Below are 23,798 nucleotides of genomic sequence, written 5' to 3'. Positions count from 1 at the left end.
GTAATCTTCTATGACGGTACATTTCATCGGAGCAGGCCCGGGCGCGGCGGATCTGATTACGGTGCGCGGGCGCGACCTGATCGGGCGCTGCCCGGTCTGCCTCTATGCCGGATCGATCGTTTCGCCTGAGCTCCTGCAGTACTGCCCGCCGGGCGCCCGGATCGTCGACACGGCACCGATGTCGCTCGACGAGATCGAGGCGGAATATCTGAGGGCGGAGGCTGACGGACTGGATGTGGCGCGGCTGCATTCCGGCGACCTCTCGGTCTGGAGCGCTGTGGCCGAGCAGATCCGTCGGCTGGAGAAGCACGGCATCGCCTATACGATGACGCCGGGCGTTCCGTCCTTTGCGGCGGCCGCCGCGGCGCTGGGGCGCGAGCTCACCATTCCAGCGGTTGCCCAGAGCCTGGTGCTGACCCGTGTTTCGGGCCGCGCCTCGCCGATGCCGAACAGCGAAACGCTTTCGGCCTTCGGCGCCACGGGATCGACGCTGGCGATCCATCTCGCCATACACGCGCTCCAGCAGGTGGTCGAGGAACTGACGCCGCTCTACGGCGCCGACTGCCCGGTCGCCATCGTCGTCAAGGCTTCCTGGCCGGACGAGCGGGTGGTGCGCGGCACGCTTGCCGATATCGGCGCCAAGGTGGCCGAAGAGCCGATCGAGCGCACGGCGCTGATCTTCGTCGGCCCCGGGCTCGAAGCCTCCGACTTCCGTGAAAGCTCGCTTTATGATCCCGCCTATCAGCGGCGCTTCAGAGGGCGCGGAGAATAGGCCGCGCTCCCATGGGATGCAGTCCTGAGTTTCCTGTCTAGAAGCGGTTTGAAACCTATTCCGCCGGTTCTTCGCGGGACGGCCGCTGTTTCAGCGGGACGCCCCGCTTTTCTTCGACACGGTCGCGGTAGAGCGCTGCCTGCCCGAGCAGCATCAGCGTCACTGGTGTGGTGACGACGACGAAGACGATGATCAGGATTTCGTGGAACACCCAACGGCTTTGCAGCACCGCGAAGCAGATGATCGAGGCGGTGCAGATCATCAGCACGCCGCCGCTGGTCGCCAGTGTCGGCGCATGCAGGCGTTCGTAGAAACTGGTGAACCTGAGCAGGCCGACCGAGCCGATCAGCGCCACCGCGGCGCCGAGAACGGTAAGCCCACAGACGAGAACTGCCGCCCAGACAGGGAGGTCGGTGAGATGGTTCATTCGATGATCTCCCCACGCATGAGGAACTTGCCGAAGGCGATCGACGAGACGAAGCCGATCAGCGCGACGATCAGTGCCGATTCGAAATAGATCGAGTTCGCGGTGCGGATGCCGAAGGTGAGCAGCATCAGCATCGCGTTGATGTAAAGCGTGTCGAGACCGAGGATGCGATCCTGGGCGCGCGGCCCTCTCACCATGCGGTAGAAGGCGAAGGCCATCGCCAGGCCGAGCATGATCTGGGCAATCAGGATCGACCAGATGATCGTAAGTTCCATCATCCGAATATCTCCTTCAATGCGGCTTCGTAGCGCTTGACCGTATCGAGCCAGACGTCCTCGTTCTCCATGTCGAGCACGTGGAAGAGCAGGGACTTGCGCCCGCGATCGTATTCGAGCCAGGCCGTTCCGGGTGTTGCCGTCATCACGCAGGCGAGCAGCGCCAGGGCATTTTCGTCTTCGAGATCGATATCGACCGTCAGGAAGCCTGAGCTCGGCGGACGGCGCCGGCCACGCAGGATGACTCCGACGACGGCAAGGTTGGATCGTATGACGTCGAGTGCCACGGCAAAGCCGAAGCGCAGTATCAAGAGGATCCGGTGCGGGTGCGAGCGGACCGGGCTGAGCTTCAGCGTCACCCAGCTGAGGCCAGTCGCCAGGATCGTGCCCATGACCAGGGTGCCAGGGGCGACCGATTGATTGAGCAGCACCCAGATGATGAGCAGGGCAATCGACAGCAAAGGATAGGGGAGCCAGATGCGCATCGTTATTGCCCTCCCGCCCGGGGTGCCGTGAGCACGCGTTCCGTATAGCCGGCGGGATCGAACAGCGAATCCGCGGTCGCCTGCATGTAACGCATCGTTGGGCCGGCCTGCACGCTCAGGAAGATGCAGGTGGCGAGCAGCACGACGACGGGGGTGATCTCGATGACGACCACCCGCGGCACGGTGTTTTCGATCGATGCCCAGAAGGTGCGGATGCCCACGCGGTTCATGGCGATCATCGCCGCAAGACCGGAGACGATCAGCAGCGTGACATAGGTCCAGTCGGCTGCGGAAATCGCCGGCGCAGCTTCCGTTCCCGACAGGCCGAAGAGACCGCTGAGGATCGCGAACTTGGCGACGAAGCCCGAGAGCGGCGGCAGGCCGGCCAGCAGCAGGGCGCAAAGGCAGAAGCAGAGGCCGAGGATCGCCATGGTGCCGGGGATCGCGGCGCCGACCTCTTCTTCCTCCTCGTCCTCGTCGGCATCGCCATAGGCCTCCATCGTCACCGCCAGAACGTCGGCGCCGGCGTCACGGCCGCGTTCGACCAGTTCGATCAGGAGGAAGAAGGCGGCGATCGTCAGCGTCGAGCTGACGAGGTAGAAGAGCGCCCCGGCAATCATGCTCGGGTGGCCGAGGCCGATGGCCGCGAGCAAGGTGCCGGAGGAAACGAGTACCGAATAGGCCGCAAGGCGACCCATCGCCTGCGAAGCGAGCACGCCGATCGCGCCAAAGGCGATTGTCAGCAGTCCGCCTGCAATAAGGATCGGCTGGCCGAAGCCTGCGGAGGCCCCGGCGCTTGCGCCGAAGACCAGCAGCGAAAGCCTGAGGATGACGTAGATGCCGACCTTGGTCAGGATCGCAAATACGGCGGCGACGGGAGGCGTTGCGGCCGAATAGGCCGTCGGCAGCCAGAAGCTCAAGGGCCACATGCCGGCTTTGACCAGGAAGGCGACACCGAGCACGCCGGCGCCGACCTCGACCATCTGGCGATCGTCCGGCGAGAGCGTCGCCAGCTTGATCGAGAGATCGGCCATGTTGAGCGTACCGGTCGCACCGTAGATCAGGCTGACGCCGATGAGGAAGAGCGACGAGGCGGCGAGGTTGATCGCGACGTAGTGCAGACCTGCCTTGACGCGTAGCGGCCCGGAACCATGCAGGAGCAGGCCGTAGGACGCCGCCAGCATCATCTCGAAGAAGACGAAGAGGTTGAACAGGTCACCGGTGAGGAATGAACCGTTGAGACCGGCGATCAGCAGCTGGAACAGCGAATGGAAGTGATGACCCGACGTGTGCCAGCGGGCGATGGAATAGGCCTGGGCGGCAAGCGCCAGTCCGCTCGTGAGGCAGAGCATCAGCGCCGACAGACGATCGAGCACCAGAACGATGCCGAAGGGTGCCGGCCAGTTGCCGAGCTGGTAGACGCCGTTGCCGGCCGGCGCCCCTTCCATCGAGGCAATGCGCATCAGCACCATCGAAAGCACGAAAAGCGCGAGCGTCGAGACGAAGCCCATCACGCCCTTCATCATGCGGTTGCGCTCGTCGATCGGGATCATCGCGGCCCCGACCATCAGCGGCAGCAGGATCGGCAGGATCAGCAGGTGGTGCATCCAGTTAGTCATGGCGCTGCTCCCTGCCGTCGACATGGTCGGTGCCGGTAAAGCCGCGCGAGGCGAGCAGCACGACGAGGAAGAGCGCGGTCATGGCGAAGCCGATGACGATCGCAGTCAGCACGAGCGCCTGTGGCACCGGATCGGTGAAGCGGCTGAGATCGCCCACGCCACCGGGCTCTAGCACCGGCGGCGCGTTCACGCGAAGGCGCCCCATGCCGAAGATGAAGAGGTTGACCGCATAGGAGAGCAGAGAAAGGCCGATGATCACCTGATAGGTGCGCGGGCGCAGCAGCAGGTAGACGCCGGAAGCCGTCAGCACGCCGATAGCAACAGAGAGAATGATCTCCATTAGCGTGCCTCCTTTCGCATGGCGCGTGCATGAGCACGCGGCGCGCGGATCGACTGGTGGGCCAGCGCGATGAGGATCAGCACCGTTGCGCCGAGCACCAGCGAGAAGACGCCGAGATCGAAGAATAACGCGCTCGCCAGCGGAAACTTCCCGACGATCGGCAGTGTGACGTATTGCGCATGCGAGGTCAGGAACGGATAGCCGAAGAGCCATGAACCGATGCCGGTGGTCGCGGCGACCAGCAGCCCGATGCTCATCCAGCGAAGCGGGTGGATGCGCAGCCGTTCTTCGACCCAGCGGGTGCCTCCGGACATGTACTGCAGGATGAAGCCGATGGACATGGCGATACCGGCCGCAAAGCCGCCACCCGGCAGGTCATGGCCGCGCAGGAACAGGTAGGCCGCCAGCATGCCGATGACCGGGAACATCCAGCGCATGATGACCGACGGTACGAACAGGTACTCGGCAACGCTGTCGCCTTTGCTGCGATCCGGATGATCGTCGTCGAAGGCGTTCTGGACGCGCTGCTGTTCCGGCGCCTCCAGGCTGTCGGCCTGCGGGCGGAAGCGCAGGAGCAGAGCGAAGACCGTGAGCGCGACGATCGCCAGAACGGCGATTTCGCCGAGCGTGTCGAAGCCGCGGAAATCGACGAGGATGACGTTGACGACGTTGGTGCCGCCGCCTTCCTTGTAGGCGCGCTCGAGGAAGTAGCTGGCGATCGTGTCCGGCAGTGGACGGGTCATCATCGTATAGGCGATGAGCGCCACGCCGCCGCCGGCGGTGACCGCCAGCAGGAAGTCGCGCAGGCGGCGGAAGCGGACCCTGAGCGAAAGCAGTTCGGATTCCTGCGTGTCTTCGATGCGCTTAGGCAGCCAGCGAAGGCCGAGCAGGATGAGGACGGTCGTGACGATCTCGACCAGCAACTGGGTCACGGCAAGGTCGGGCGCCGAAAGCCAGACGAAGGTCAGGCAGGTGGTGAGACCGGCGCCGCCGAGCAGCACGAGTGCAGCCAGCCGGTGGAATTTTGCGAGGATCGCCGCACCGATCGCGCAGGCGATGCCGACGGCCCAGAGCAGGGCGAAGGCTGGATCGATGCTGCGAACGAGAAGCGGCGGCAGCTCGTATTGGGAAAGAAGCAGCGGCAGGGCGCCGGCCGCAACGGCGATGAAGACCAGGAAACGCATCTGCGGCTGTAGGCGCCGGGTGCCGAGGCGCTGCTCGAGCGAACGCGCCCATTTCCAGGAGAGCGTCACCAGCACGCGCTCGAAGATGCGCTGGCCGTGCAGGAGGCGGAAGATCGGCGGCCCTTCGACGCTGGTCGCGAGGTAGTTGCGCATCAGGAAATAGAGGCCGACGCCTCCCGCAAGCGCGACGAAGCTCATGATCAGCGGCAGGTTCCAGCCATGCCAGACGGAAAGGCTGTAATAGGGCGTGGTGGCGCCGAGGATCGATACGACCGCCGTGTGCAGGAACGGGCCGATGGTGATCGCCGGGATGATGCCGACAACCAGGCAGGCGAGTACCAGGAACTCGATCGGCACGCGCATCCAGCGCGGCGGCTCGTGCGGTACCTTCGGCAGGTCCTCCGGCGCCTTGCCGAAGAAGACGCTATGGATGAAGCGCAGCGAATAGGTGACGGCAAACATGCCGGCGAGCGTCGCGACATAGGGCGTCATCGTGTCGAGGATGTTGGCCTGGTGCGTTTCGATTGCCTCGGCGAAGAACATCTCCTTGGAGATGAAGCCGTTCAAGAGCGGCACGCCGGCCATGGCAGCACTTGCGACCATGGCGAGGACTGCCGTTCCCGGCATGTAGCGGATCAGCCCGCCGAGCTTGCGCATGTCGCGCGTCCCGGTCTCGTGGTCGATGATGCCGGCCGCCATGAACAGCGATGCCTTGAAGGTGGCGTGGTTGACGATGTGGAAGACCGCGGCGACTGCGGCAAGCGGGCTTCCGAGGCTCAGGAGCACCGTGATGAGGCCGAGATGGCTGATGGTGGAATAGGCGAGCAGGCCTTTGAGGTCCTGCTGGAAGATGGCGAAATAGGCGCCGAGCAGCAGGGTGGAAAGCCCGGCGAGGCCGACGATCCAGAACCAGGCCTCGGTGCCGGCCATGACCGGCCACAGGCGCACGAGCAGGAAGACGCCGGCCTTCACCATCGTTGCCGAGTGCAGGTAGGCCGAGACCGGTGTGGGCGCCGCCATGGCCTGCGGCAGCCAGAAATGGAAAGGGAACTGCGCACTCTTCGTCAGCGCGCCGAGCAGCACCAGGATCAGCACCGGCATATAGAGCGACGAGTTGCGGATCATGTCGCCGGAGGCGAGCACGACATCGAGGTCGTAGCTGCCGACGATGCGGCCCATCAGCAGGAGCCCGACGAGCATGCAGAGACCGCCGGTGCCGGTAACCGTCAGCGCCATGCGGGCGCCATCGCGGGCATGGGCATTGTGATGCCAATAGCCGATCAAGAGGAAGGAGACGATGCTCGTCAGCTCCCAGAAGACCGCAAGCAGGATGAGATTGCCTGAAAGCACGACGCCGAGCATCGAGCCCATGAAGGCAAGAAACAGCGCCAGGAAGCGCGGCACCGGATCCTCTGCGGCCATGTAATAGCGCGCATAGAGCACGACGAGCACGCCGATGGCCGTCACCAGCACCGTGAAGAGCCAGGCGAAGCCATCCATCCGGAGGGTGAAATTGAGGCCGAGTTCAGGGAGCCAGGCGATATCGTAGCGCAGTACGCCGCCTGAGGTGACGAAGGGATAGAGGCTGGCTGCGACGAGGAAACACAGGAGCGCGATCGCTCCGGCGAACCAGGCTGTCGCACCGCGCTGATCGGGCGGAAAGAAGATTGCAAGGAGGCTTCCCGCAAATGGGGCGAGAATGAAGACAGAAAGCAATTTTCCCGCGTATTCGATCGTACCGTTCCCTTCGTTCGGGTTTCATGGAGAGCGGGCACCGGAGCGCCGTGCTTTCAAACGAATGCACAAGGGACGCACCAGGATTTTGATTCTAGAGCATCTTTTCCGCTTTCAGTGGTTCCACTTGAAGCGGGACACTCTAGAGGCCCGAAAGGGCGGTCGCATCAGCGACTGCCGCAGGTGATGCCGCCGATCCCAGGAAGTGGAGGCAGGCAATTGTTTTTATGGCGATTCGCGGCAAGGCTGCCAAGCCTTACGGGTGCGAAAAATGCACGCAGCGTGATTTTTGCTGCGGGCTGGCGCGCTTCTCAGGCTGCGAGCCAGCGGCGCTCGAAGGCGAAGGTCGCGAGGTCGTTGGCGTTCATCGGCCGCGCGAAGGCATAACCCTGCAGCCCGTGGCAGCCGAGTTCCTTCAGGATATGGGCGTGTTCCAGCGTCTCGACGCCTTCGGCAATGACTTCGATGCCGAGCGATGTGCCGATATCGATGATCGATTCGACGAGGCGTTTTTCGGCGGGCGACTCGAGGATCGGCAGAACGAGCTGACGGTCGATCTTCAGCCGCCGCGGGGTCAGCTTCAGAAGGCTCAGGATCGAGGCATAGCCGGTGCCGAAGTCGTCGATTTCGATGTCGATGCCGAGCTCCTTGATCCGGCGGATGTTGGAAAGCACGGTCACGTCGCTCTCGTCGAAGGAAATCGACTCCAGGAGTTCGAAGGACAGGCGGCCTGCCGGGATCTTCAACTGTTCGAGGCGGTCGATCAGGTTCTCATCGTGGAGCCGGGCGTAGGAGAGGTTGACCGAGACCTTGGGAATGTGGATGCCATTGGCCTCCCAGCGGTAGATCTGGAACAGCGCCTGCTCCAGGATCGCCTGGTCGATCGAAGCGACGACGTTGATGTCTTCGGCCGTCTTCAGGAAGGTATGGGGACCGAGCAGTCCCTTGGACGGATGGTCCCAGCGCGCCAGCGCCTCGACACCGATGATATCAAGTGTGCGCGGGCAGAACTGCGGCTGGAAATGGGCGATGAACTCGTTGTGTTCCAGCCCGCGGAGGATCTCGTCGGCCGTCTGCTTGGTCTTGAAAACAGCCGTCTTCAGCTCGCCGGTGAAAGTTTCGTGCCGGTTGCGGCCGCGACGCTTGGCCTCGTAGAGCGCGATATCGGCATTGACGAGCACGTGTGTCAGGTCGTCCGTTGCCTTGGCCTGGGCAGCAATGCCGATGCTGACACCAATGCGGCACTCCTGGTCCTTGTAGCGGACGGGAACGCTCATCGCCTCGATGATGCGCGATGCAAGGGCGGCGTCCGTCTCCAGTCCGCCATCCTGGCGCACGATGACGAATTCGTCGCCGCCGATGCGGGCGACGAAGTCCCTGCCATCCGCATTGGCGCGGAGGAGCTCTGCGGCATGGCGCAGGATCTCGTCGCCGGCGGCGTGGCCGAGCGTATCGTTGATCTGCTTGAACCGGTCGAGATCCATGTGGAAGATGCTGAGCCGGGCCTCCGGCGCGAAATGCCTGTGGCGCTCGGCGAGCACCTGGTCGAGGAAACGGCGGTTCGGCAGGCCGGTCAGCGGATCGTGCAGGGCATTGAATTCCATGCGATGGCGCGCCGCCTCGAGTTCGACACTGTGCGCCTCGGCCATGCGCTTGGCTTCGAACAGGGTCTCGCGGGTCTCGAAGTCGGCGGTGACGTCCCAATTGACCCCGACGACCTTCCGCATGCCATCGGCCCCGATATAGGCGGAGCCGATTGCACGTATGTGGCGCAAACTGCCGTCTGCGAGACAGATGCGGAAGTCCGAGTTGTAGGCGTCGCCCGTTTCCAGCGCTTCTCTGAACTCGGCTTCGGCGCGCTGGAGATCTTCGGAATAGAGCGCACTTCTCCAGTCCTCATAGGTCTCGCGGGCGGAGCCCAAGCGACCGTAGAGTTCGCGCATCCGGTCGTCCCAGAGCAGTTTGCCGCTCGCGATGTCCAGCTCCCAAATGCCGATCTGGGAGGAGTCGAGTGCGATCTTCAGGCGGTGGGAAAGTTCCTGCAGCTGCGCCTTGCTGTGCCTCAGCGCGCGGATGTTCATCTGCCGCTCGCTCATCAGGCGACCGGTCAAAATCATCGGCAGGAGAATCATCAGGCCGCCGAGGACGATCAGCCCGCGGATGAGCCATGCATTGCCAGCTGACGTCGGCCAGCCGCCCTTGGGAACGGCTGCGATGTGCCAGGAGCCGCCCGGCAGCAGTACGGTCATCTCGACCGGCGAATGCTTGAAGATCGCGGGGTCGCCGAAGAAGACCGGCCCTGCCGCGCCGGTGCCGTCGCGCCCGGCTATGGCGATATCGATGCCGGACTGTTCGGAAAGGAGACCGCTGTCACGATAGAGGCGGTCGATGTCGATGATGGCAGAGACGATACCCCAGAAACGATTGCTGCCGCCGCCGGCGTCGATCGATACCGGGAAACGGCCGATCAGCCCGCGACCGCCCTGGACGAGGTCCACCGGGCCGGCAAGGACCATCTGGCCGGTGTCCTTGACGCGCAGGACGGCCGCGCGCTGCAATTCGTTCTTGCGGTAATCGAGCCCGACGGCCTTCTCATTTCCTTTGACGGGGTAGACGAGAGAAACGATGAGGTTCGGTGCGCCGGCTATGCTGCGCAATTGAGAGCGTTCGTTGAAAATGCCGCGCGAGAGGGCGGCGAAGCGCTTCTGATCCATGCCCGGCTCGGTGACGAGCGTGCCGATCAGGCCGCGCACGAGCTGGACATTGCCGTTGACGTTGGCTTCGAGCTTGGAACGGATCGGGTTGAGCTCTTCGGCGACCCGTGCACGCAGGCGCGCCTCGGCCACCACCTGGTTCTGATTGTCCGCAAGGATGCCGGCGACCAGGACCACGAAAGCCGCGATGACCGCCGGAAGGTAGCTTGGCGTTAAAATCCTGGAGAGCCTCTTCATTCCGAGGTTGAAAGCATGTCTGGCAGGCACAGATCACCCCGGCGGCACGCGAATGGCTTTGTATCGACGGGATAATCCCAAAAGGGTCTTAATAATTCTTGTTTTAGGCGGCTCTTTTATTCGAAGTTACGCACTCAGTCGCCCTTGTGCTCTGGTAGCTTCTTGCGCTTGGTTTCGGCGAGTTCCTTGAGTTCGCCTTCGGTCATGGATTTCTCCATCCCGCGGGACGCGCCCTTGAGGCTGGACTTCTTGATCTCGCCGCGTTTTGCGGCAAGAGCCGCACCGGCCGCCTGTTGCTGAGCCTTCGACTTGGCTGGCATGGAACACCACCTTTCGGTTGATAGCCCTTCCCAACGCGCAGCCATCGCCGGTGTTCCCGGATTTTCCACCCGAAGGTCGCAATGCTACGTGCTTTCGCGCGCCTCGATCATGGCCTGCAGCGTTTCCAGGCGGTCGGCGTCGCGCGGCAGCTTGTCCTGCCTCAGGCGGGCAATGCGCGGGAAGCGCATGGCAACGCCCGATTTGTGCCGGGTCGAGCGGTTGATACCCTCGAAGGCGACCTCGACGACGAAACCGAAATCGGGCTCGGCCCGCACGGCCCGGACCGGTCCGAAGCGCTCGGTCGTGTTGTCCCGGACGAAGCGGTCGAGGATTTCCAGTTCGGCGTCGGTAAAGCCGAAATAGGCTTTGCCGACCGGAACGAGCGTTTCCTTCCCGTCGATCACGGTCCAGACGCCGAAGGTGTAATCGGAATAGTAGCTGGAGCGCTTGCCGTGGCCGCGCTGCGCGTACATCAGCACCGCGTCGATGTTGAAGGGCGCACGCTTCCACTTGAACCACGGCCCTTTGATACGGCCGGGCGTGTAGGGCGAATCGAGCCGTTTCAACATGATGCCTTCGATGACCGGATCGGGCGGGTCGGCGCGCAGCCGATCAAGCTCCTCCCAGGACGAGAACGGCACCAGCGGCGACAGGTCGAAATGCTGCGGTGAGGCTTGTTCGACGAGATCGGCGAGCATTGCTCTTCTCGCGACGAAGCCCTGAGGACGGACGTCTTCTTCGCCTGAAAAGAGAATGTCATAGGCGCGGATGAAGGCGGGGTAGGCGTCGATGAGCTTGTGGCTGACGGTCTTGCGGTTCAGGCGCTGTTGCAGGTCCGCAAAGGTTCGGGTTGCGCGGTTGGTGCGTGCGGTGCCGCCGACGAGCAGTTCGCCGTCGATGACGCCGGTAAAGTCGGCTGCTTCCAGCACGTCGGGAAAGGCGCCGGAGATCTCGTCGCCGCTGCGGGAATAGAGGCGCCGGACGCCGCCGATATTGGCAAGCTGCACGCGGATGCCATCCCACTTCCATTCGGCCGCGAAATCCCTGGGGTCGAGTGCGTCGAGATCGCCGTCACCGACGGGGTTGGCGAGCATGACCGAATGAAAGACCGCCGGGGTCGAAAGTTCGGGTTTCTCCGCTTCTCCCGAAAGCCAGCGGAAGAGCGGCAGATAGGGTGGCGACAGGCCGTGCCAGAGCGTCTCGATCTCGGCCACATCCTTGCCGCCCATGTCGGCAAGCGCCTGCTTGGCAAGCTTCGCCGAAACGCCGATGCGCAGGCCCCCGGTCACCAGTTTGAGGAAGGCGAAACGCGCCGACGTGTCCAAGTGGTCCAGCATGTCGCGCACCACGCTGCGCACGTCGGCGCGTCCGGTCATCTGCAGGCGCTCGATGGCGGCACCCAGCGGGATGTCCGATTGAACGGTGCCGACGGGTGGCTCCCAGACGAGCGATACCGTCTCGGCGAGGTCGCCGACATAGTCGTAGGAATACTGGAAGAGCACGGCGTCCATGCGTTCGAGCAGCAGGTCGCGGATCATCGCCGGCTTGACCGTGTTCAGCGACAGCGTGCCGGCGATGGCCGCTAGCGCGTAGCCGCGGCTCGGATCCGGCGTCGTGCGGAAGTAATCGGCGAGCAGCCGGATCTTGGCGTTGCGTTGCGGGCTCAGAACGAGACGATCAAGCAGTTCGGCGAAGGCGCGCATCCCGTCACTCTCCCTCGTCGTCGTAGCCGACGAGATGCAGCGGACGCGCGGCGATGCCCTGAAGCTCGCACCAGCGCACCAGCGCTTCCTCGCGCCCATGCGTGACCCAGACTTCGCCCGGTGCGATCTCTTTGATCGTCGCCGTCAGTTCGGCCCAATCGCAATGGTCGGAGATGACGAGTGGCAGTTCGACGCCGCGCTGCTTCGCCCTTTGCCGGATCAGCATCCAGCCCGAGGCGAAGACGGCAATCGGGTCGGAGAAGCGCCGCGACCAGCGGTCGGCGAAGGCAGCGGGCGGGCCGATCACGATCGTGCCCCTGAAATCCTGCTTCTCGTCGGCGGCAAGCGTTGCTGGGCGCAGTTCGCCGAGGTCGATACCCTGGCTCTCGTAGTAGTCGCAGAGCCGTTGCAGGGCGCCATGGATGAAGATCGGCTGATGGTAGCCCTCTTCGCGCAGGAGCGCGATGACCCGCTGCGCCTTGCCGAGCGCATAGGCGCCGACGACGTGGGTCCGCTCGGGAAACTGGGCAAGCGAAGTGAGCAGCTTGCGGGTCTCGGCCAGATCGTCCGGGTGGTGGAAGACCGGCAGGCCGAAGGTGGCTTCGGTGATGAAGACATCGCAGGCGACGGGTTCGAAGCCGGCGCAGGTCGGATCCCGCCGCCGCTTGTAGTCGCCGGAGACGACGATACGGGTGCCGTTGGCATGGACCGAGATCTGCGCCGAGCCGAGCACGTGGCCCGCAGGATGGAAGCCCACCGCGACGCCATCAAGCGTCAGCCTTTCCCCGAGTTCGACCGCCTGGCTCGTGCCGCAGAAATCATCGCCGTAGCGAATGCGCATGATGTCGAGGGTTTCGCGGGTGGCGAGCACCTGGCCGTGGCCGGCGCGGGCATGGTCGGAATGGCCATGGGTAATGAGCGCCCTTTCGACCGGCTGCACCGGGTCGATGTAGAAATCGCCAATCTGGCAATAGAGACCTTTGGGGGCGGGATAGAGCAGGGCGTCCGGTTTCATGGACACAAAGATAGCCGGCGAACGCGCGTCCGCCAGCCGTCTTGTTCAAGTTTTTCAAGGCGCAGATTTGCGGCGCCTCGATCGGGATCAGCCGTTCAGGACCAGCGTGTCGCTGATGAGCTTCAGCGTGCGCGCGGCATCGATGTCGACGCAGGCCTTCTGGCTCGGCAGATCGTCCCATGGGCTCGGCGGGAAGAGCCTGTTGTCGGGACTTTGGATCGTCTGGCCGTCGGCGATGCCGCCGCAGACGACGCGGATCGATCCGCTCCTGACGGTGAAGAGGTCGGGTGCAACGACATAGGCGCAGGCGCAGCTGTCATGCACGACCATGCCGTCGGGCACATGCTGCTCGTAAAAGGTCACGTAGAACTTCGAGATATCGGCGAGCAGCTTGCCGGCTTCGCCGCCGCGCTCGGCGATGTCGGCGATCATCGCCTTGGTCATCACGGTCTTGGTGGTGACGTCGAGGCCGACGACGGTGACCGGCCACGGGCCCGTCATCACCACGTCGGCGGCTTCCGGGTCGCCGTGGATATTGGCTTCCGCTGCCGGCGTGATGTTGCCGTTGACGTCGAAAGCGCCACCCATGATGACGACTTCGCGCACCAGTGCGGCAAAATCCGGATCCTCGCGCAGTGCCAGCGCCAGGTTGGTCATGCGGCCAACCGCGATGAGCGTCACTTCGCCGGGATGGGCGCGGACGGTGTCGATGATGAAGCGGTGTGCGGGGCGCGGGTCGACCGGCAGATCGACCGTCTCTGGGACGTCGATGTTGCCGAGGCCGTCATCACCGTGGATGAAGGTCGGCCAACCGACATGCGGGCGGTCGGGATTGAAGGTCTTGTCGAGCCCCTTGGCGACGGGCGCATCGATACCCCACTCACGCTTCAGGAATAGCGCATTGCGGGTGGTGGTTTCGACCGAGGCATTGCCGAAGACGGTGGTGATGCCGATCAGGTCGATAGCCGGGTGACGATGCAGGAACAGCAGCGCCATCGCATCGTCTATGCCCGGGTCCGTATCAAATATGACTTTGTGCATTTTCGTTCTTCTTTTCTTGTTCTTGTGTTTGACGGCCCGCAATGGAGGCAAGATGGCTGTGAAAGTCAATCTCCCTCCCGGGCGCCTGGACGGGGACACTGCGGGTTCGCGGCAGGTTTCCGCGGGAACATCGTTGCGCCGGCGGACATGGCAAGCTCCCTCGCATGGATGGGAACGGCTCATCCAGTGTCGACCGGGAGGTAATGTCATGCACAGGCTGGTACTCGTTTCCATGATCGTCATCACCGCGGCGACCGTGTTTGCCGCTCCCTCCCTTGCCCAAAGCGCCGGCGGCAAGGGCCGCGGCGGCAGTGGGCACGGCTCTTCCGACAGCAGCGACTGGTATCCCGGCATCGGCTCCTTTACGCATGGCAACGACAACTACAACCGCGGCCGTCCGAAGGTGATCCTCACGAAATCGGGAGCCTATTGCGTTGAAAACCGGCGGTGGGTGGATGCGTCGGGTGCCGTCCACGTCTCGCCCTACCGCGAATGCCGCAACCGCGTGGACATCGCGATCGATTGATCAAGCCAAAGCGCAACAGCGGCGTGCAAGCGTGCGACCGTGTGTGCGCCGCCGTGCCAATTTAGAAGGTTTTTCCGGCCGGATCCGCGGGCCATCTCCGCAGCAGCTTAAACTTTCCGAAAGGTGGCGCGCCTTATGTTGAGGCGCGCCCTTTCGGGCTTTTCTGCAATTTCTGGATATGATGGCGGAGTCCCCCTCGTGAAGGCTATTCTCGGCAAGTTTCGGCCATCGAAGAGACTGCTCGTCATCCTCGCCGCCGCCTTCGGTGTTTCGGCCGCATCCGGCGGAGCCGCTGTCTATGTCAGCCGGGACGCACTGATGGCGGGGCTTTCCAAGCCGAACACATCCGGTCTCGAATGCACGATGCTGCGCACCCTCAAGCTCAACCATAACGGCCAGCGCTGGATCCGCATGCACGTCAAGACCGATCGCGCCGATGGCGAGACACGCATGCGCACGGCGCTCCGCGTCGTCGGAGCGCTGGCAAAGGCCGAGAGAGCCGATCTCTATCAGGTCGTCGTGCTCGATGCGGCCGGCCCGGAAGATCGGGCGCAGGTTCGCGGGGCTGCAATCGGGGCGGAAGTGCTCTTCGCGCCCGGTCCGCAGAGCGTGCCAGGAATGAGCGAAACATTCCGCGCTTCCTACAATGCCGGCGCGGCCAATTCCGCCGGTGTCTTCCATGGCAAGACGGTCGATCTGTCTATGGACGAAATCCGCACGATGATGGCGGTGATGGACGACCATTCGTCGTGCATCGATCCGTCAGCGGATCCAACCGAGGCCAAGACGGCCGAAGCCGGCGGCGCCGAGCACGAGGCCAAGCCGGAAGAAGCCGCCGAAGCGCCGGCGGGTCACTGAGACCGCGCTGCGTCCGAGACCTCGGACATCTTTCAGAAAATCAAAAAGGCCCGTCGCGCGTGCGGCGGGCCTTCGTATTCGTGGGCGTATGCGACCTTGATCAGTCAGCCTTCTGCCGGCGTGCCGGGAACAGGATGACGTCGCGGATCGACGGCGCGTTGGTGAGCAGCATGATCAGGCGGTCGACGCCGATGCCGAGGCCACCGGCTGGCGGCATGCCCTGGTCGATGGCATCCAGGAACTCGTCGTCGAGCTGCTTGGCCTTTTCGCCGCGGGCGTGGGCCTGCTCCAGCTGCTCGACCATGCGGGCGCGCTGTTCTTCCGGATCGTTGAGTTCGGAGAAGGCGTTGCCGAGTTCCCAGGCGTTGCAATAGGTCTCGAAACGTTCGACGAGGCGTGGCTCGCCCGGCACTTCCTTGGCAAAGGGCGAGATGTCCTTCGGGAAATGCGTGACGTGCGCCGGCTGGATCAGCGTGCCTTCGACCTTCTCTTCGAAGATGAAGGCGAGGCATTCACCCCAGGTCCAGTCCTTCTCGACCTCGAAGCCGGCAGCCTTGGCGGCAGCGCGGGCCTCTTCGTCGGTCTTCATCGCCAGGAAGTCGATACCGGTCGCTTCCTTGACGGCGTCAGGCATCGGCACGCGGCGGAACGGACCCTTGAAGGAGATTTCCTTGTCGCCATAGGCGAACTCGGTCGAGCCGTGGATCGCCATGGCCAGCTCACCGAACAGCCGCTCGACGAGGTCCATGATGTCCTCGTAGTCGGCATAGGCCCAGTAGCACTCCATCATGGTGAATTCCGGATTGTGCCGGGTGGAGACGCCTTCGTTGCGGAAGTTGCGGTTGATCTCGAAGACCTTGTCGGTGAGGCCCGAGACCAGCGTGCGCTTCAGATACAGTTCCGGCGCGATGCGCAGGAACATGTCGAGCTTCAGCGTGTTGTGATGCGTCTTGAACGGCTCGGCGGTGGCGCCGCCATAGACCGAATGCAGCATCGGCGTCTCGACTTCCATGAAGCCGTCGTTTTCCATGAAGCGGCGGATGCCGGAGACGATCTTGCTGCGCTGCTGGAAGCGCAGCTTCGATTCCTCGTTGGTCATGATGTCGAGGTGGCGCTTGCGGTAACGCAGTTCGATGTCGGACAGGCCATGCCACTTCTCGGGCATCGGCAGCAGCGACTTCGTCAGCATGGTGATCGTCTGCGCGTTGATCGTCAGCTCGCCGCGCTTGGTGCGGCGCACGACGCCGGTGACGCCGATGATGTCGCCAATGTCGATCATCGGCAGCAGGCCGCGGGCTTCTTCGCTGGTCACGTCCTTGTGGCTGAAGATCTGGATCTTGCCGGAGGCGTCATGGATGTCCATGAACATGCCGGAGTTGCGCGAGGAATAGACGCGGCCGGCGACGGTCACGACGTCCTGCGTCTCGGTGTCCGGTTCCAGGCCCTCGTACTTGGCGATGAGTTCGGCATTGGTCATCGTCCGGTGGAAATGCGCCGGATAGACGTCGCCGATCTGCTCGCGCAGCAGCTTCAGCTTCTGTGCGCGCACTTCCGTTGCGTCGGAGGAGAGGCCAGTGGTCTCGGTCTTGTCGTTCATCGTGCTCTCCTTACTTTCCGCTGCCGACCATGGAGGCGACCACCTGAGACGCGACCTTCAGGCGCTGGCGTACCACGGCGCGGCCCAGGATTTCCATGCTGTCGAACAGCGGCAGCGAGCGCTGCGATCCGGAAACCGCGACGAACAGCGGCGCCACGATGACCTTCAGCTTCTTGCCCATGCGCTCGGCGACCGCACGCAGTTCCGCTTCGATCGACTCCTTGTTCCATTCGAGGATCTTTTCGAGATCCGGCTGAACGGTGTTGAGGACCTCGAGCAGTTCCTCGGGCGTCGACTTGACGCCAGCGAAGGCTGCCGGCTGCAGGCCGAGGTCGGACTTGAACAGGAAGCTCGCGAGATCCGGCAGTTCGCCGAACTTCGAAATGCGCGACTGGCTGAGCTTCAGGCCCTGGTTCAGACGATCGTTTTCCATGGCCCAGGCAAGAACGCGGGCGGCGAACTCTTCTTCCGAAAGCTTCTCGCGGATCCAGCGGGCGTTCAGCCAGTCGAGCTTCTGGATGTCGAAGATCGCGCCGGCCTTGGACAGGTTCTCCGGATCGAACTTGGCTGCCAGTTCGTCGATCGTCAGAAGTTCCTCGCCTTCTGCGATCTGGATGAAGAACAGGCCGAGGAAGTTCATCAGGGCTTCCGGCAGGTAGCCGAGTGCCGTGTAGTAGGAGATCGACGTCGGGTTCTTGCGCTTCGACAGTTTCGACTTGTCGGCATTGCGCATCAGCGACAGGTGCATGAACTTCGGCGGCTCAAGGCCGAGATACAGATAGATCAGGATGTGCTTCGGCACGGAAGCCAGCCACTCCTCGCCGCGGGCGACGTGGGTGATCTTCATCAGGTGGTCGTCGACGACGTTTGCCATGTGGTATGTCGGCATGCCGTCGGCCTTCAAGAGGACCTGCATGTCGACGGCATCCCACGGAATTTCGACGTCGCCGTAGACGCCGTCGTTAAACTTGCACGAGCCCTCGGTCGGGATCTTCATGCGCACGACGTGCGGCTCGCCGGCTGCAACGCGCGACGTCACTTCCTCGGCCGAAAGGTTGAGGCACAGGCCGTCATACTTTGAGGGCTTGCCGGCGGCGCGCTGGCTCTCGCGCATCTGCTCGAGCCGCTCGGGCGTGCAGAAGCAGCGGAAGCCGTGGCCGTTGTCAACGATCTTCTCGACATATGGGCGGTACATGTCCTTGCGGTCGCTCTGCCGGTACGGGCCATAGGGACCGCCGATATCAGGACCTTCCGACCATTCGAGCCCGCACCATTTCAGCGCGTCCAGCACCTTCTGTTCGAACTCCGGCGTCGAGCGGGTCGCATCGGTATCTTCGATGCGCAGGATGAACTCGCCACCGTGCTTCTTTGCGAAGAGGTAGTTGAACAGAGCGATATAGGCCGTGCCGACATGCGGCTCGCCGGTGGGGGAGGGTGCGATGCGTACCCGGACTGCTGAATTTGCCATGGTCTTTGCCCGTCTGACGTGCTTCTCGCCCCTTGCCGGAGAAGAAATCCGGCCGTCGGGCGCGCATTTTATGGGAAGGAAAGGCCCGCAAGGGTGCCGCGACAACGGTATCGGCAGGCTATTCCAATAGGCTCGCGTGAGACCATAGAACGCCTGTCATGTCAACGGAAACCGGATCACGCCGGTTTTTGTTGACACCGTCTGCCCTGAGCGGTAATGAACCAGAAGGTTATTTAACTGAAAGGTTTTTTAGAAAATGCCGGAAGATCGCTTGTCGACAACGCTCTCCGCCCTGGCCGACCCAACGCGAAGGGCGATCCTCGCCCGCCTCGCTCTCGGAGAGGCCTCGGTCGGCGAACTGGCAGAACCCTTCGAAATGAGCCTGCCGGCAGTCTCCAAGCATCTTAAGGTTCTCGAACGCGCCGGGCTGATCAGCCGCGGCCGCGAAGCGCAGTGGCGCCCGTGCCGGCTCGAGGCTGCGCCGCTGAAGGACGTCAACAGCTGGCTCGACGGCTACCGTCGCTTCTGGGAGCAGAAGTTTGATCGTCTCGACGCCTATCTGCAGGAGCTCCAGTACATCGACCCGGGCGCCGGGAAGAACTGATCCCGCCCCATCTTCCGTCGGCAACCAATCTCCTATATTCAGGTCAGGTCGAAAAAGGCAGGACCGGATAAGGTAAGCCCGGTCCCTTCGCAGCGCTTAGCGGCGCGCGAAGCTCTGCTCGAACGTCCCGTTCGAACCCGCGACGTGGTTCCGATGCAATCGCATCGGTCCGCGGCGGGGTGTATGCAATCGACGCAGTCCGCCGCGTTTCTCGAACACGGAGACTGTGAACATGCGACTGAACCATATCGACCTCTATAGCCCCGTCGTTGCCGAAACGGCTTCCTTCCTCATCAATCACTTCGACCTGACACTGGTCGAAAAGCGCGGCAAGGACGCCTTCTACCGATTGTCGGACGGCTCCGGCCTGGTCCTCGTCGTCAGCCCGCCGATCACGGCGCTCGGCGGCGGCGATCAGGTGAACCTTCGCGCCCAGACCTATCACATCGGTTTCCTGTTGCCGGAGCGCACCGAGGTCGACGAGGCCTATCGCCGAATGACCGGATCCGGCGTCCAGGTGATCGCGCCGGAGGAGCGCCACGGCGCCTATGTCTTCTACGCGGTCATTCCGGGCAACATTCTGGTCGAAGTCGGTCATCGCGCCGACGCGTGAACCTGACCCGAAGGTCGGCGGAACGTTTCCGGAGGGGGTGCGTTTTCCAACCAGAGGGCGCGGGGCCGGGCCACCGGCATGGCTAAGCGGAAGAGGAGGAGCAATCCTGTTTTTCGCTGATGGCTCGCGGTTGACGGCCGGTCGGTTCGGCTCCGCGTCTTCGTGAACTCCCGCAAGCAAAAGGCCCGCATCGCCGATGCGGGCCTTTTCGTATCGAGACCGTTGGTCGTGACCGGCTCGTCAGTCGAGCTTGCCTGCTTTCCTCAGCCGCGCATTGCGCGCGACCATGTTGAGGATTTCGACGAGGGCCGAGAAGGCCATGGCGGCGTAGATGTAGCCCTTCGGCACATGCAGGCCCATGCCTTCGGCAATCAGTGTCGTGCCGATCATCAGGAGGAAGGCGAGCGCCAGCATGACGATCGTCGGGTTCTTCTCGATGAAGTTGGCAAGCGGATTGGCGGCTACGAGCATGACCGTGACGGCGGCAACCACGGCGATGACCATGATCGGCAGGTGCGGCGTCATGCCGACGGCGGTGATGATGCTGTCGACGGAGAAGACGAGGTCCAGCAGCAGGATCTGGGCGATCGCGGCGCCGAAGCTGTTGATCGCCGAAGAGGCGATGAAGTCCTCGCCATGATCGGCCGGATCGACATTGTGGTGGATTTCCTTGGTCGCCTTCCAGACGAGGAACAGGCCGCCGGCAATCAGGATCATGTCCTTCCAGGAGAAGCCTTGGCCGAAGGTCTCGAAGACCGGCGTCGTCAGCTTGACGATCCAGGCGACGGTGCCGAGCAGGGCAAGGCGCATGACGAGCGCGAGACCGATGCCGATGCGGCGCGCCTTTTCGCGATGCTCCGGTGGCAGCTTGTTGGTGAGGATCGAGATGAAGATCAGGTTGTCGATGCCGAGAACCACCTCCATGACCACGAGGGTGATAAGGGCGACCCAGGCGGCGGGGTCTTGGGCAAGCAACAGGAGGTCCTGCATCGGCGATCTTTCTCTTTCAGTACTTCAAAAGTTCCACAGCAGCCTTGGCGCGTCTGACGGACGTGCGGCGCTGTGGGGATGGCGCGTCGTCGCGCAAGAATCGCCGAAAGTATTTAAGAAACATTGCGGACGTGACAAGCGCCGCCGCCCGTTTGCGGCGGCGCTTTACCGTTTACGATTTGACCGGAATCCACAATTCGACGACGCCCATGCCGGAATGCGGGTCGAAGCGCTCGTCGTAGCGTTCGATGAGATCCGGCGTCTCCCCATGCTGAAGTCCGGATTCCGGCAGCCAGGTGCCGAAGACATAGTTGGCGGTCTTGGCGATCGCCGAGATGTGGCCGCGGTGCAGGAAGACGGCATAGCGCTGCTTCGGCAGTTTCAGCGTCGTAAATCCCTCGGGCAGTTGGTCGGCTTCGCTGACTTCTGCCGCTGCCATGTAGAGGAAGGTGCCGGCCTCGCCGTTGCTTTGCGTGCAGACGCCGTAGGCAATGTTGCCCGTCTGGCCGGGTATGTTGCCGAAGTGGCGGTTGAACCGCTGCCAGAGCGACGGAATGCCCTCGGTGCGGCTATAGGCATAGGTTTCCGAAAGGCCCGCCAACAGCAAAGGCGGGCTATCTTCGAAGCGCGGCGGGTCGATCTTGAGAAGGCGGGTATCGTCCATCCTTAAAGGCTCCATCAGTTCGATGTTTCGAACGTGCCTTTGCTTGCGCACCGTCTCGGGCGTTACGCCGAACTGGTCGCGAAAGGCGCGGGTGAAAGCCTCGTGCGAGCCATAGCCCGCCTCGAGGGCTACCGAAAGAATGCTGAGAGAGCCATCGGCGAGGGTTTGCGCGGCGTCGCTGAGCCGCCGACCGCGAATATAGGCGCTGATCGAGCGGCCGGTGACCAACCCGAAAACGCGCGACAGATGAAAGCGCGAAAGGCCCGCGGCCCCGGCGATTTCATCCAGCGATATGTCCTTTGCGAAGTGGCTCTCTATGAACCAGACCGCCCTTCCGATGGCACTCATCATCACTCCCTTGGCAACGCCCTGTTGATAGGGTGTTGCCGCAAGGCGCGCTTGATCGCAATTGCTGGATTGTAACGCCCGGACGGTCGGAAGGGTTCGACCGCAGCCGGCCTATTTCTTGGGTCCGTAGGCGGCCATGAAGACGCGCACGGCGGCGGTCACCGTCGCTTCGATCTGTTCCTTGGGCGGTGCTGAGCACATGCCGCCGAACAGGCGGTGCTTGAAGAGCCCGGCCTGCGCCATCTCGATGAACTGGCGGGCGGCCATCTCGGTGTTTTCGATGTCGAGCGTGCCGGTGGGGACCTGGCGGTCGAGATAGGACTTGAGCACGGTGTAGCCGTTTTCCGGCGCCTCGCTGAAGAAGCGCTCGGCCAGGTGCGGCATGCGATCGATCACGCCGATCACCATACGCATGGAGCGGATCGTCTCTTCGGCCGTCATGCTCGTCGTCAGCGTCACGCCGAAATCGTAGAGCGATTCCTCGACGTCGTCGTGATCGTTGAGCGCGTGCTTGGCGGTCTGGACCACGCGGGTCTTGCCCTTGATGATCAGCGCCTTGAAAAGGTCTTCCTTGTTTTCGAAATAGACGTAGAGCGTGCCCTTGGAGACCCCGGCTTCGCGCGTGATGTCGTTCATGCTGGCGGCGTCGAAGCCCTGGCTCAGAAAGGCACGCCTCGCGCCTTCGAGGATCTGTTCGCGCTTGGCCGGGTCCTCGCCAGCGGCGTGGCGACCGCCACCCGGACAGAGATCTTCTTCCATGCCGGCCACCGGCTGCACGATGTCCTGTTTCCCGGTCTTCGCCGTACTCATGATGGTCGCTTGTTTCCGTCCTGCTCGTATTAAATTTGATCCATCGAACCGCGTGGTTCGATTTCCTCTTGATATGCGACCAGAAAGGGCTTATGTCAAGCTCCGATCGAACCGAACGGTTCAGTTCGTTCAGCAATCTTTAACCAGGCCGGTGCCCAATGTCCGCATCCAACACATCCAGCGCTGCTCGCGTCCGTCCCGTCGACGAGAATTTTGAAGTGCAGCAGGAAACCGCGCTTGAGGCAAAGGCGCCTGCTGCGGAGCAGGCCGCTGTCCAGGCTCCCGCTGAAGCGGTGCAGCCGCCGAAGAAGACGCGCAAGCCCATCCTTCCCGTACTCGGTCTGGCGCTTCTGGCTGCCAGCGCCTGGTTCGGCTACGACTGGTGGACCAACGGCCGCTTCATGGTCTCGACCGATGACGCGTATATCGAAGGGGACATCGCGACGATCTCGCCCAAGGTTTCCGGCTATGTCGCCAAGGTCGACGTCGTTGCCAACCAGAAGGTAAAGGCCGGCGACCCGCTCGTCACCCTCGACGACGGCGACTACCGCATTGCCGCCGAGCAGGCCGAAGCGAAGATCGCCACGCAGAAGCTGGCGCTCAGCCGTTTCGACGCGCAGATCGCCGGAGCCAAGGCGAGCCTTGCCCAGGCGCAAGCGCAGAAGAAAGCTCTCGAAGCGACGGTGCGCGGCGCCGAACTCGCGCAGAAGCGCGCGAGCGACCTCCAGTCCAAGGCCGTTGGCACCGTCGCTTCGCTTGACAACGCCGATGTGGCGCTCGACCAGGCGCGGGCAAACCTTGCCGGTGCCGACGCCAATATCGCCGCTGCCAATGCCAGCATCACCGTTCTCGATGCCCAGCGCACGGAAGCCGAAAGCGAGATCCGCTCGCTGGAGCTTGCGCGCGACAAGGCCAACCGCGACCTCGGCTTCACCGTGCTGAAGGCGCCCTATGACGGCATCGTCGGCAACGTCGCCGTCCAGGTCGGCGACCTCGTCTCGGCCGGCCAGCGGCTCGCAGCACTCGTTCCGGTCGACCAGCTCTATATCGACGCCAACTTCAAGGAGACCCAGATCGCCCATCTGGTGCCGGGCTCCAAGGTGAAGGTCCATGTCGACGCCTATGAGGATCACGCGATCGAAGGCACTGTCGCCTCGATCTCGCCGGCCTCGGGCTCGGTCTTCTCGTTGCTGCCGGCCGAAAACGCCACCGGCAACTTCACCAAGGTGATCCAGCGCGTGCCGGTTCGCATCACCTTGCCGGCCGACGTGCTGGCCGAAGGACACCTGCGTGCGGGCTTGAGCGTCGTCGTTGATGTCGACACCCGCACGGCGCCGGATGCGACCAAGGTCGCGGCAACGAAGTAAGCGGACGAGATACCGGCGCGCCCTTGGGCGCGCCGTCTTGTCGAGGCCCCGGCGCCATGAAGCGAGGGGCAGTCCGCAACGCCGGC

At 63.3% G+C, this 23,798-nt stretch carries 22 protein-coding genes; 6 read left to right on the top strand and 16 right to left on the bottom strand.

The features are described 5' to 3' along the window. The first annotated feature begins 10 nt into the window (after window positions 1–10). Window positions 11–772, top strand: coding sequence for a precorrin-4 C(11)-methyltransferase (cobM, locus tag LAC81_RS16450; protein WP_223725663.1), 762 nt, complete (start codon window positions 11–13; stop codon window positions 770–772). A 55-nt stretch (window positions 773–827) separates the two neighbouring features. Here cobM and mnhG read toward each other — a convergent pair whose 3' ends face one another. The 11 genes from mnhG to LAC81_RS16395 form a co-directional block, all read right to left on the bottom strand. After that, on the bottom strand, window positions 828–1,199 hold the full coding sequence (gene mnhG, locus LAC81_RS16445; RefSeq protein ID WP_223725662.1) for a monovalent cation/H(+) antiporter subunit G: 372 nt from the start codon (window positions 1,197–1,199) through the stop codon (window positions 828–830). Further along, window positions 1,196–1,477, bottom strand: coding sequence for a K+/H+ antiporter subunit F (locus tag LAC81_RS16440; protein ID WP_057254530.1), 282 nt, complete (start codon window positions 1,475–1,477; stop codon window positions 1,196–1,198). The genes mnhG and LAC81_RS16440 overlap by 4 nt, the downstream gene beginning before the upstream one ends. Next, entirely contained in the window at window positions 1,474–1,959 is a 486-nt protein-coding gene (locus tag LAC81_RS16435; protein ID WP_223725661.1) for a Na+/H+ antiporter subunit E, read from the bottom strand. Before LAC81_RS16435 ends, LAC81_RS16440 begins: the two co-directional genes overlap by 4 nt. A gap of 2 nt (window positions 1,960–1,961) precedes the next feature. After that, complete coding sequence (locus LAC81_RS16430; RefSeq protein WP_223725660.1) at window positions 1,962–3,578, bottom strand: monovalent cation/H+ antiporter subunit D; 1,617 nt, start codon at window positions 3,576–3,578, stop codon at window positions 1,962–1,964. Beyond that, complete coding sequence (locus tag LAC81_RS16425) at window positions 3,571–3,918, bottom strand: Na+/H+ antiporter subunit C (RefSeq protein ID WP_058326879.1); 348 nt, start codon at window positions 3,916–3,918, stop codon at window positions 3,571–3,573. Before LAC81_RS16425 ends, LAC81_RS16430 begins: the two co-directional genes overlap by 8 nt. After that, a complete protein-coding gene (locus LAC81_RS16420) occupies window positions 3,918–6,818 on the bottom strand; it encodes a monovalent cation/H+ antiporter subunit A (protein ID WP_223725659.1) in 2,901 nt (966 codons plus the stop codon). Before LAC81_RS16420 ends, LAC81_RS16425 begins: the two co-directional genes overlap by 1 nt. Before the next feature lie 329 nt (window positions 6,819–7,147). After that, on the bottom strand, window positions 7,148–9,787 hold the full coding sequence (locus tag LAC81_RS16415; RefSeq protein ID WP_223725658.1) for an EAL domain-containing protein: 2,640 nt from the start codon (window positions 9,785–9,787) through the stop codon (window positions 7,148–7,150). Window positions 9,788–9,921: 134 nt separating this feature from the next. Next, window positions 9,922–10,107, bottom strand: coding sequence for a DUF3008 family protein (locus LAC81_RS16410; protein ID WP_223725657.1), 186 nt, complete (start codon window positions 10,105–10,107; stop codon window positions 9,922–9,924). 84 nt (window positions 10,108–10,191) lie between these two features. After that, window positions 10,192–11,811, bottom strand: a complete 1,620-nt coding sequence (locus tag LAC81_RS16405) for a cisplatin damage response ATP-dependent DNA ligase (RefSeq protein ID WP_223725656.1) — start codon at window positions 11,809–11,811, stop codon at window positions 10,192–10,194. A gap of 4 nt (window positions 11,812–11,815) precedes the next feature. Continuing rightward, window positions 11,816–12,826 (bottom strand): ligase-associated DNA damage response exonuclease, encoded by a 1,011-nt coding sequence (locus tag LAC81_RS16400; RefSeq protein ID WP_223725655.1) that lies wholly within the window; start codon window positions 12,824–12,826, stop codon window positions 11,816–11,818. Window positions 12,827–12,913: 87 nt separating this feature from the next. Then, the gene (locus LAC81_RS16395) at window positions 12,914–13,867 is read right to left on the bottom strand and encodes a nucleoside hydrolase (protein ID WP_223725654.1); all 954 of its coding nucleotides are present in this window, start codon (window positions 13,865–13,867) and stop codon (window positions 12,914–12,916) included. A 208-nt stretch (window positions 13,868–14,075) separates the two neighbouring features. Between LAC81_RS16395 and LAC81_RS16390 the strand changes: the two genes are divergently transcribed. Together LAC81_RS16390 and LAC81_RS16385 are read left to right on the top strand one after the other, a co-directional pair. Next, window positions 14,076–14,393, top strand: a complete 318-nt coding sequence (locus tag LAC81_RS16390; protein ID WP_223725653.1) for a hypothetical protein — start codon at window positions 14,076–14,078, stop codon at window positions 14,391–14,393. 198 nt (window positions 14,394–14,591) lie between these two features. Further along, a complete protein-coding gene (locus LAC81_RS16385) occupies window positions 14,592–15,251 on the top strand; it encodes a hypothetical protein (RefSeq protein WP_223725652.1) in 660 nt (219 codons plus the stop codon). Window positions 15,252–15,351: 100 nt separating this feature from the next. Here LAC81_RS16385 and lysS read toward each other — a convergent pair whose 3' ends face one another. After that, window positions 15,352–16,848, bottom strand: a complete 1,497-nt coding sequence (gene lysS / locus LAC81_RS16380; RefSeq protein WP_223725651.1) for a lysine--tRNA ligase — start codon at window positions 16,846–16,848, stop codon at window positions 15,352–15,354. A gap of 10 nt (window positions 16,849–16,858) precedes the next feature. Continuing rightward, window positions 16,859–18,316 (bottom strand): glutamate--tRNA ligase, encoded by a 1,458-nt coding sequence (gene gltX, locus LAC81_RS16375; RefSeq protein ID WP_223725650.1) that lies wholly within the window; start codon window positions 18,314–18,316, stop codon window positions 16,859–16,861. A gap of 256 nt (window positions 18,317–18,572) precedes the next feature. Here gltX and LAC81_RS16370 point away from each other — a divergent pair, with 256 nt between their 5' ends. Together LAC81_RS16370 and LAC81_RS16365 are read left to right on the top strand one after the other, a co-directional pair. Continuing rightward, complete coding sequence (locus LAC81_RS16370; RefSeq protein ID WP_223725649.1) at window positions 18,573–18,920, top strand: ArsR/SmtB family transcription factor; 348 nt, start codon at window positions 18,573–18,575, stop codon at window positions 18,918–18,920. Window positions 18,921–19,152: 232 nt separating this feature from the next. Beyond that, the gene (locus LAC81_RS16365; RefSeq protein ID WP_223725648.1) at window positions 19,153–19,533 is read left to right on the top strand and encodes a VOC family protein; all 381 of its coding nucleotides are present in this window, start codon (window positions 19,153–19,155) and stop codon (window positions 19,531–19,533) included. Window positions 19,534–19,773: 240 nt separating this feature from the next. Here the strand turns inward: LAC81_RS16365 and LAC81_RS16360 are convergent, their stop codons facing one another. The 3 genes from LAC81_RS16360 to LAC81_RS16350 all read right to left on the bottom strand — a co-directional run bounded on the left by LAC81_RS16360 (window position 19,774) and on the right by LAC81_RS16350 (window position 22,345). Continuing rightward, window positions 19,774–20,523 (bottom strand): TerC family protein, encoded by a 750-nt coding sequence (locus LAC81_RS16360; protein ID WP_113535993.1) that lies wholly within the window; start codon window positions 20,521–20,523, stop codon window positions 19,774–19,776. Window positions 20,524–20,695: 172 nt separating this feature from the next. Next, complete coding sequence (locus LAC81_RS16355) at window positions 20,696–21,535, bottom strand: AraC family transcriptional regulator (RefSeq protein ID WP_113536004.1); 840 nt, start codon at window positions 21,533–21,535, stop codon at window positions 20,696–20,698. Between the two features lie 111 nt (window positions 21,536–21,646). Next, the gene (locus LAC81_RS16350) at window positions 21,647–22,345 is read right to left on the bottom strand and encodes a TetR/AcrR family transcriptional regulator (RefSeq protein ID WP_223725647.1); all 699 of its coding nucleotides are present in this window, start codon (window positions 22,343–22,345) and stop codon (window positions 21,647–21,649) included. Window positions 22,346–22,503: 158 nt separating this feature from the next. Between LAC81_RS16350 and LAC81_RS16345 the strand changes: the two genes are divergently transcribed. After that, window positions 22,504–23,712, top strand: coding sequence for an HlyD family secretion protein (locus LAC81_RS16345; RefSeq protein ID WP_223725646.1), 1,209 nt, complete (start codon window positions 22,504–22,506; stop codon window positions 23,710–23,712). Window positions 23,713–23,798 lie beyond the last annotated feature (86 nt).

This window comes from Ensifer adhaerens, assembly GCF_020035535.1.
Taxonomy (GTDB): domain Bacteria; phylum Pseudomonadota; class Alphaproteobacteria; order Rhizobiales; family Rhizobiaceae; genus Ensifer.
The sequence above is the reverse complement of the archived record's forward strand: the minus strand, read 5'-3'. Positions and strand labels throughout refer to the sequence as shown.

Coding starts and splice junctions, on each gene's coding strand:
- cobM (WP_223725663.1), top strand. CDS start 11: ATGACGGTACATTTCATCGGAGCAGGCCCGGGCGCGGCGGATCTGATT.
- mnhG (WP_223725662.1), bottom strand. CDS start 1,199: ATGAACCATCTCACCGACCTCCCTGTCTGGGCGGCAGTTCTCGTCTGT.
- LAC81_RS16440 (WP_057254530.1), bottom strand. CDS start 1,477: ATGATGGAACTTACGATCATCTGGTCGATCCTGATTGCCCAGATCATG.
- LAC81_RS16435 (WP_223725661.1), bottom strand. CDS start 1,959: ATGCGCATCTGGCTCCCCTATCCTTTGCTGTCGATTGCCCTGCTCATC.
- LAC81_RS16430 (WP_223725660.1), bottom strand. CDS start 3,578: ATGACTAACTGGATGCACCACCTGCTGATCCTGCCGATCCTGCTGCCG.
- LAC81_RS16425 (WP_058326879.1), bottom strand. CDS start 3,918: ATGGAGATCATTCTCTCTGTTGCTATCGGCGTGCTGACGGCTTCCGGC.
- LAC81_RS16415 (WP_223725658.1), bottom strand. CDS start 9,787: ATGAAGAGGCTCTCCAGGATTTTAACGCCAAGCTACCTTCCGGCGGTC.
- LAC81_RS16410 (WP_223725657.1), bottom strand. CDS start 10,107: ATGCCAGCCAAGTCGAAGGCTCAGCAACAGGCGGCCGGTGCGGCTCTT.
- LAC81_RS16405 (WP_223725656.1), bottom strand. CDS start 11,811: ATGCGCGCCTTCGCCGAACTGCTTGATCGTCTCGTTCTGAGCCCGCAA.
- LAC81_RS16400 (WP_223725655.1), bottom strand. CDS start 12,826: ATGAAACCGGACGCCCTGCTCTATCCCGCCCCCAAAGGTCTCTATTGC.
- LAC81_RS16395 (WP_223725654.1), bottom strand. CDS start 13,867: ATGCACAAAGTCATATTTGATACGGACCCGGGCATAGACGATGCGATG.
- LAC81_RS16390 (WP_223725653.1), top strand. CDS start 14,076: ATGCACAGGCTGGTACTCGTTTCCATGATCGTCATCACCGCGGCGACC.
- lysS (WP_223725651.1), bottom strand. CDS start 16,848: ATGAACGACAAGACCGAGACCACTGGCCTCTCCTCCGACGCAACGGAA.
- gltX (WP_223725650.1), bottom strand. CDS start 18,316: ATGGCAAATTCAGCAGTCCGGGTACGCATCGCACCCTCCCCCACCGGC.
- LAC81_RS16370 (WP_223725649.1), top strand. CDS start 18,573: ATGCCGGAAGATCGCTTGTCGACAACGCTCTCCGCCCTGGCCGACCCA.
- LAC81_RS16365 (WP_223725648.1), top strand. CDS start 19,153: ATGCGACTGAACCATATCGACCTCTATAGCCCCGTCGTTGCCGAAACG.
- LAC81_RS16360 (WP_113535993.1), bottom strand. CDS start 20,523: ATGCAGGACCTCCTGTTGCTTGCCCAAGACCCCGCCGCCTGGGTCGCC.
- LAC81_RS16355 (WP_113536004.1), bottom strand. CDS start 21,535: ATGAGTGCCATCGGAAGGGCGGTCTGGTTCATAGAGAGCCACTTCGCA.
- LAC81_RS16350 (WP_223725647.1), bottom strand. CDS start 22,345: ATGAGTACGGCGAAGACCGGGAAACAGGACATCGTGCAGCCGGTGGCC.
- LAC81_RS16345 (WP_223725646.1), top strand. CDS start 22,504: ATGTCCGCATCCAACACATCCAGCGCTGCTCGCGTCCGTCCCGTCGAC.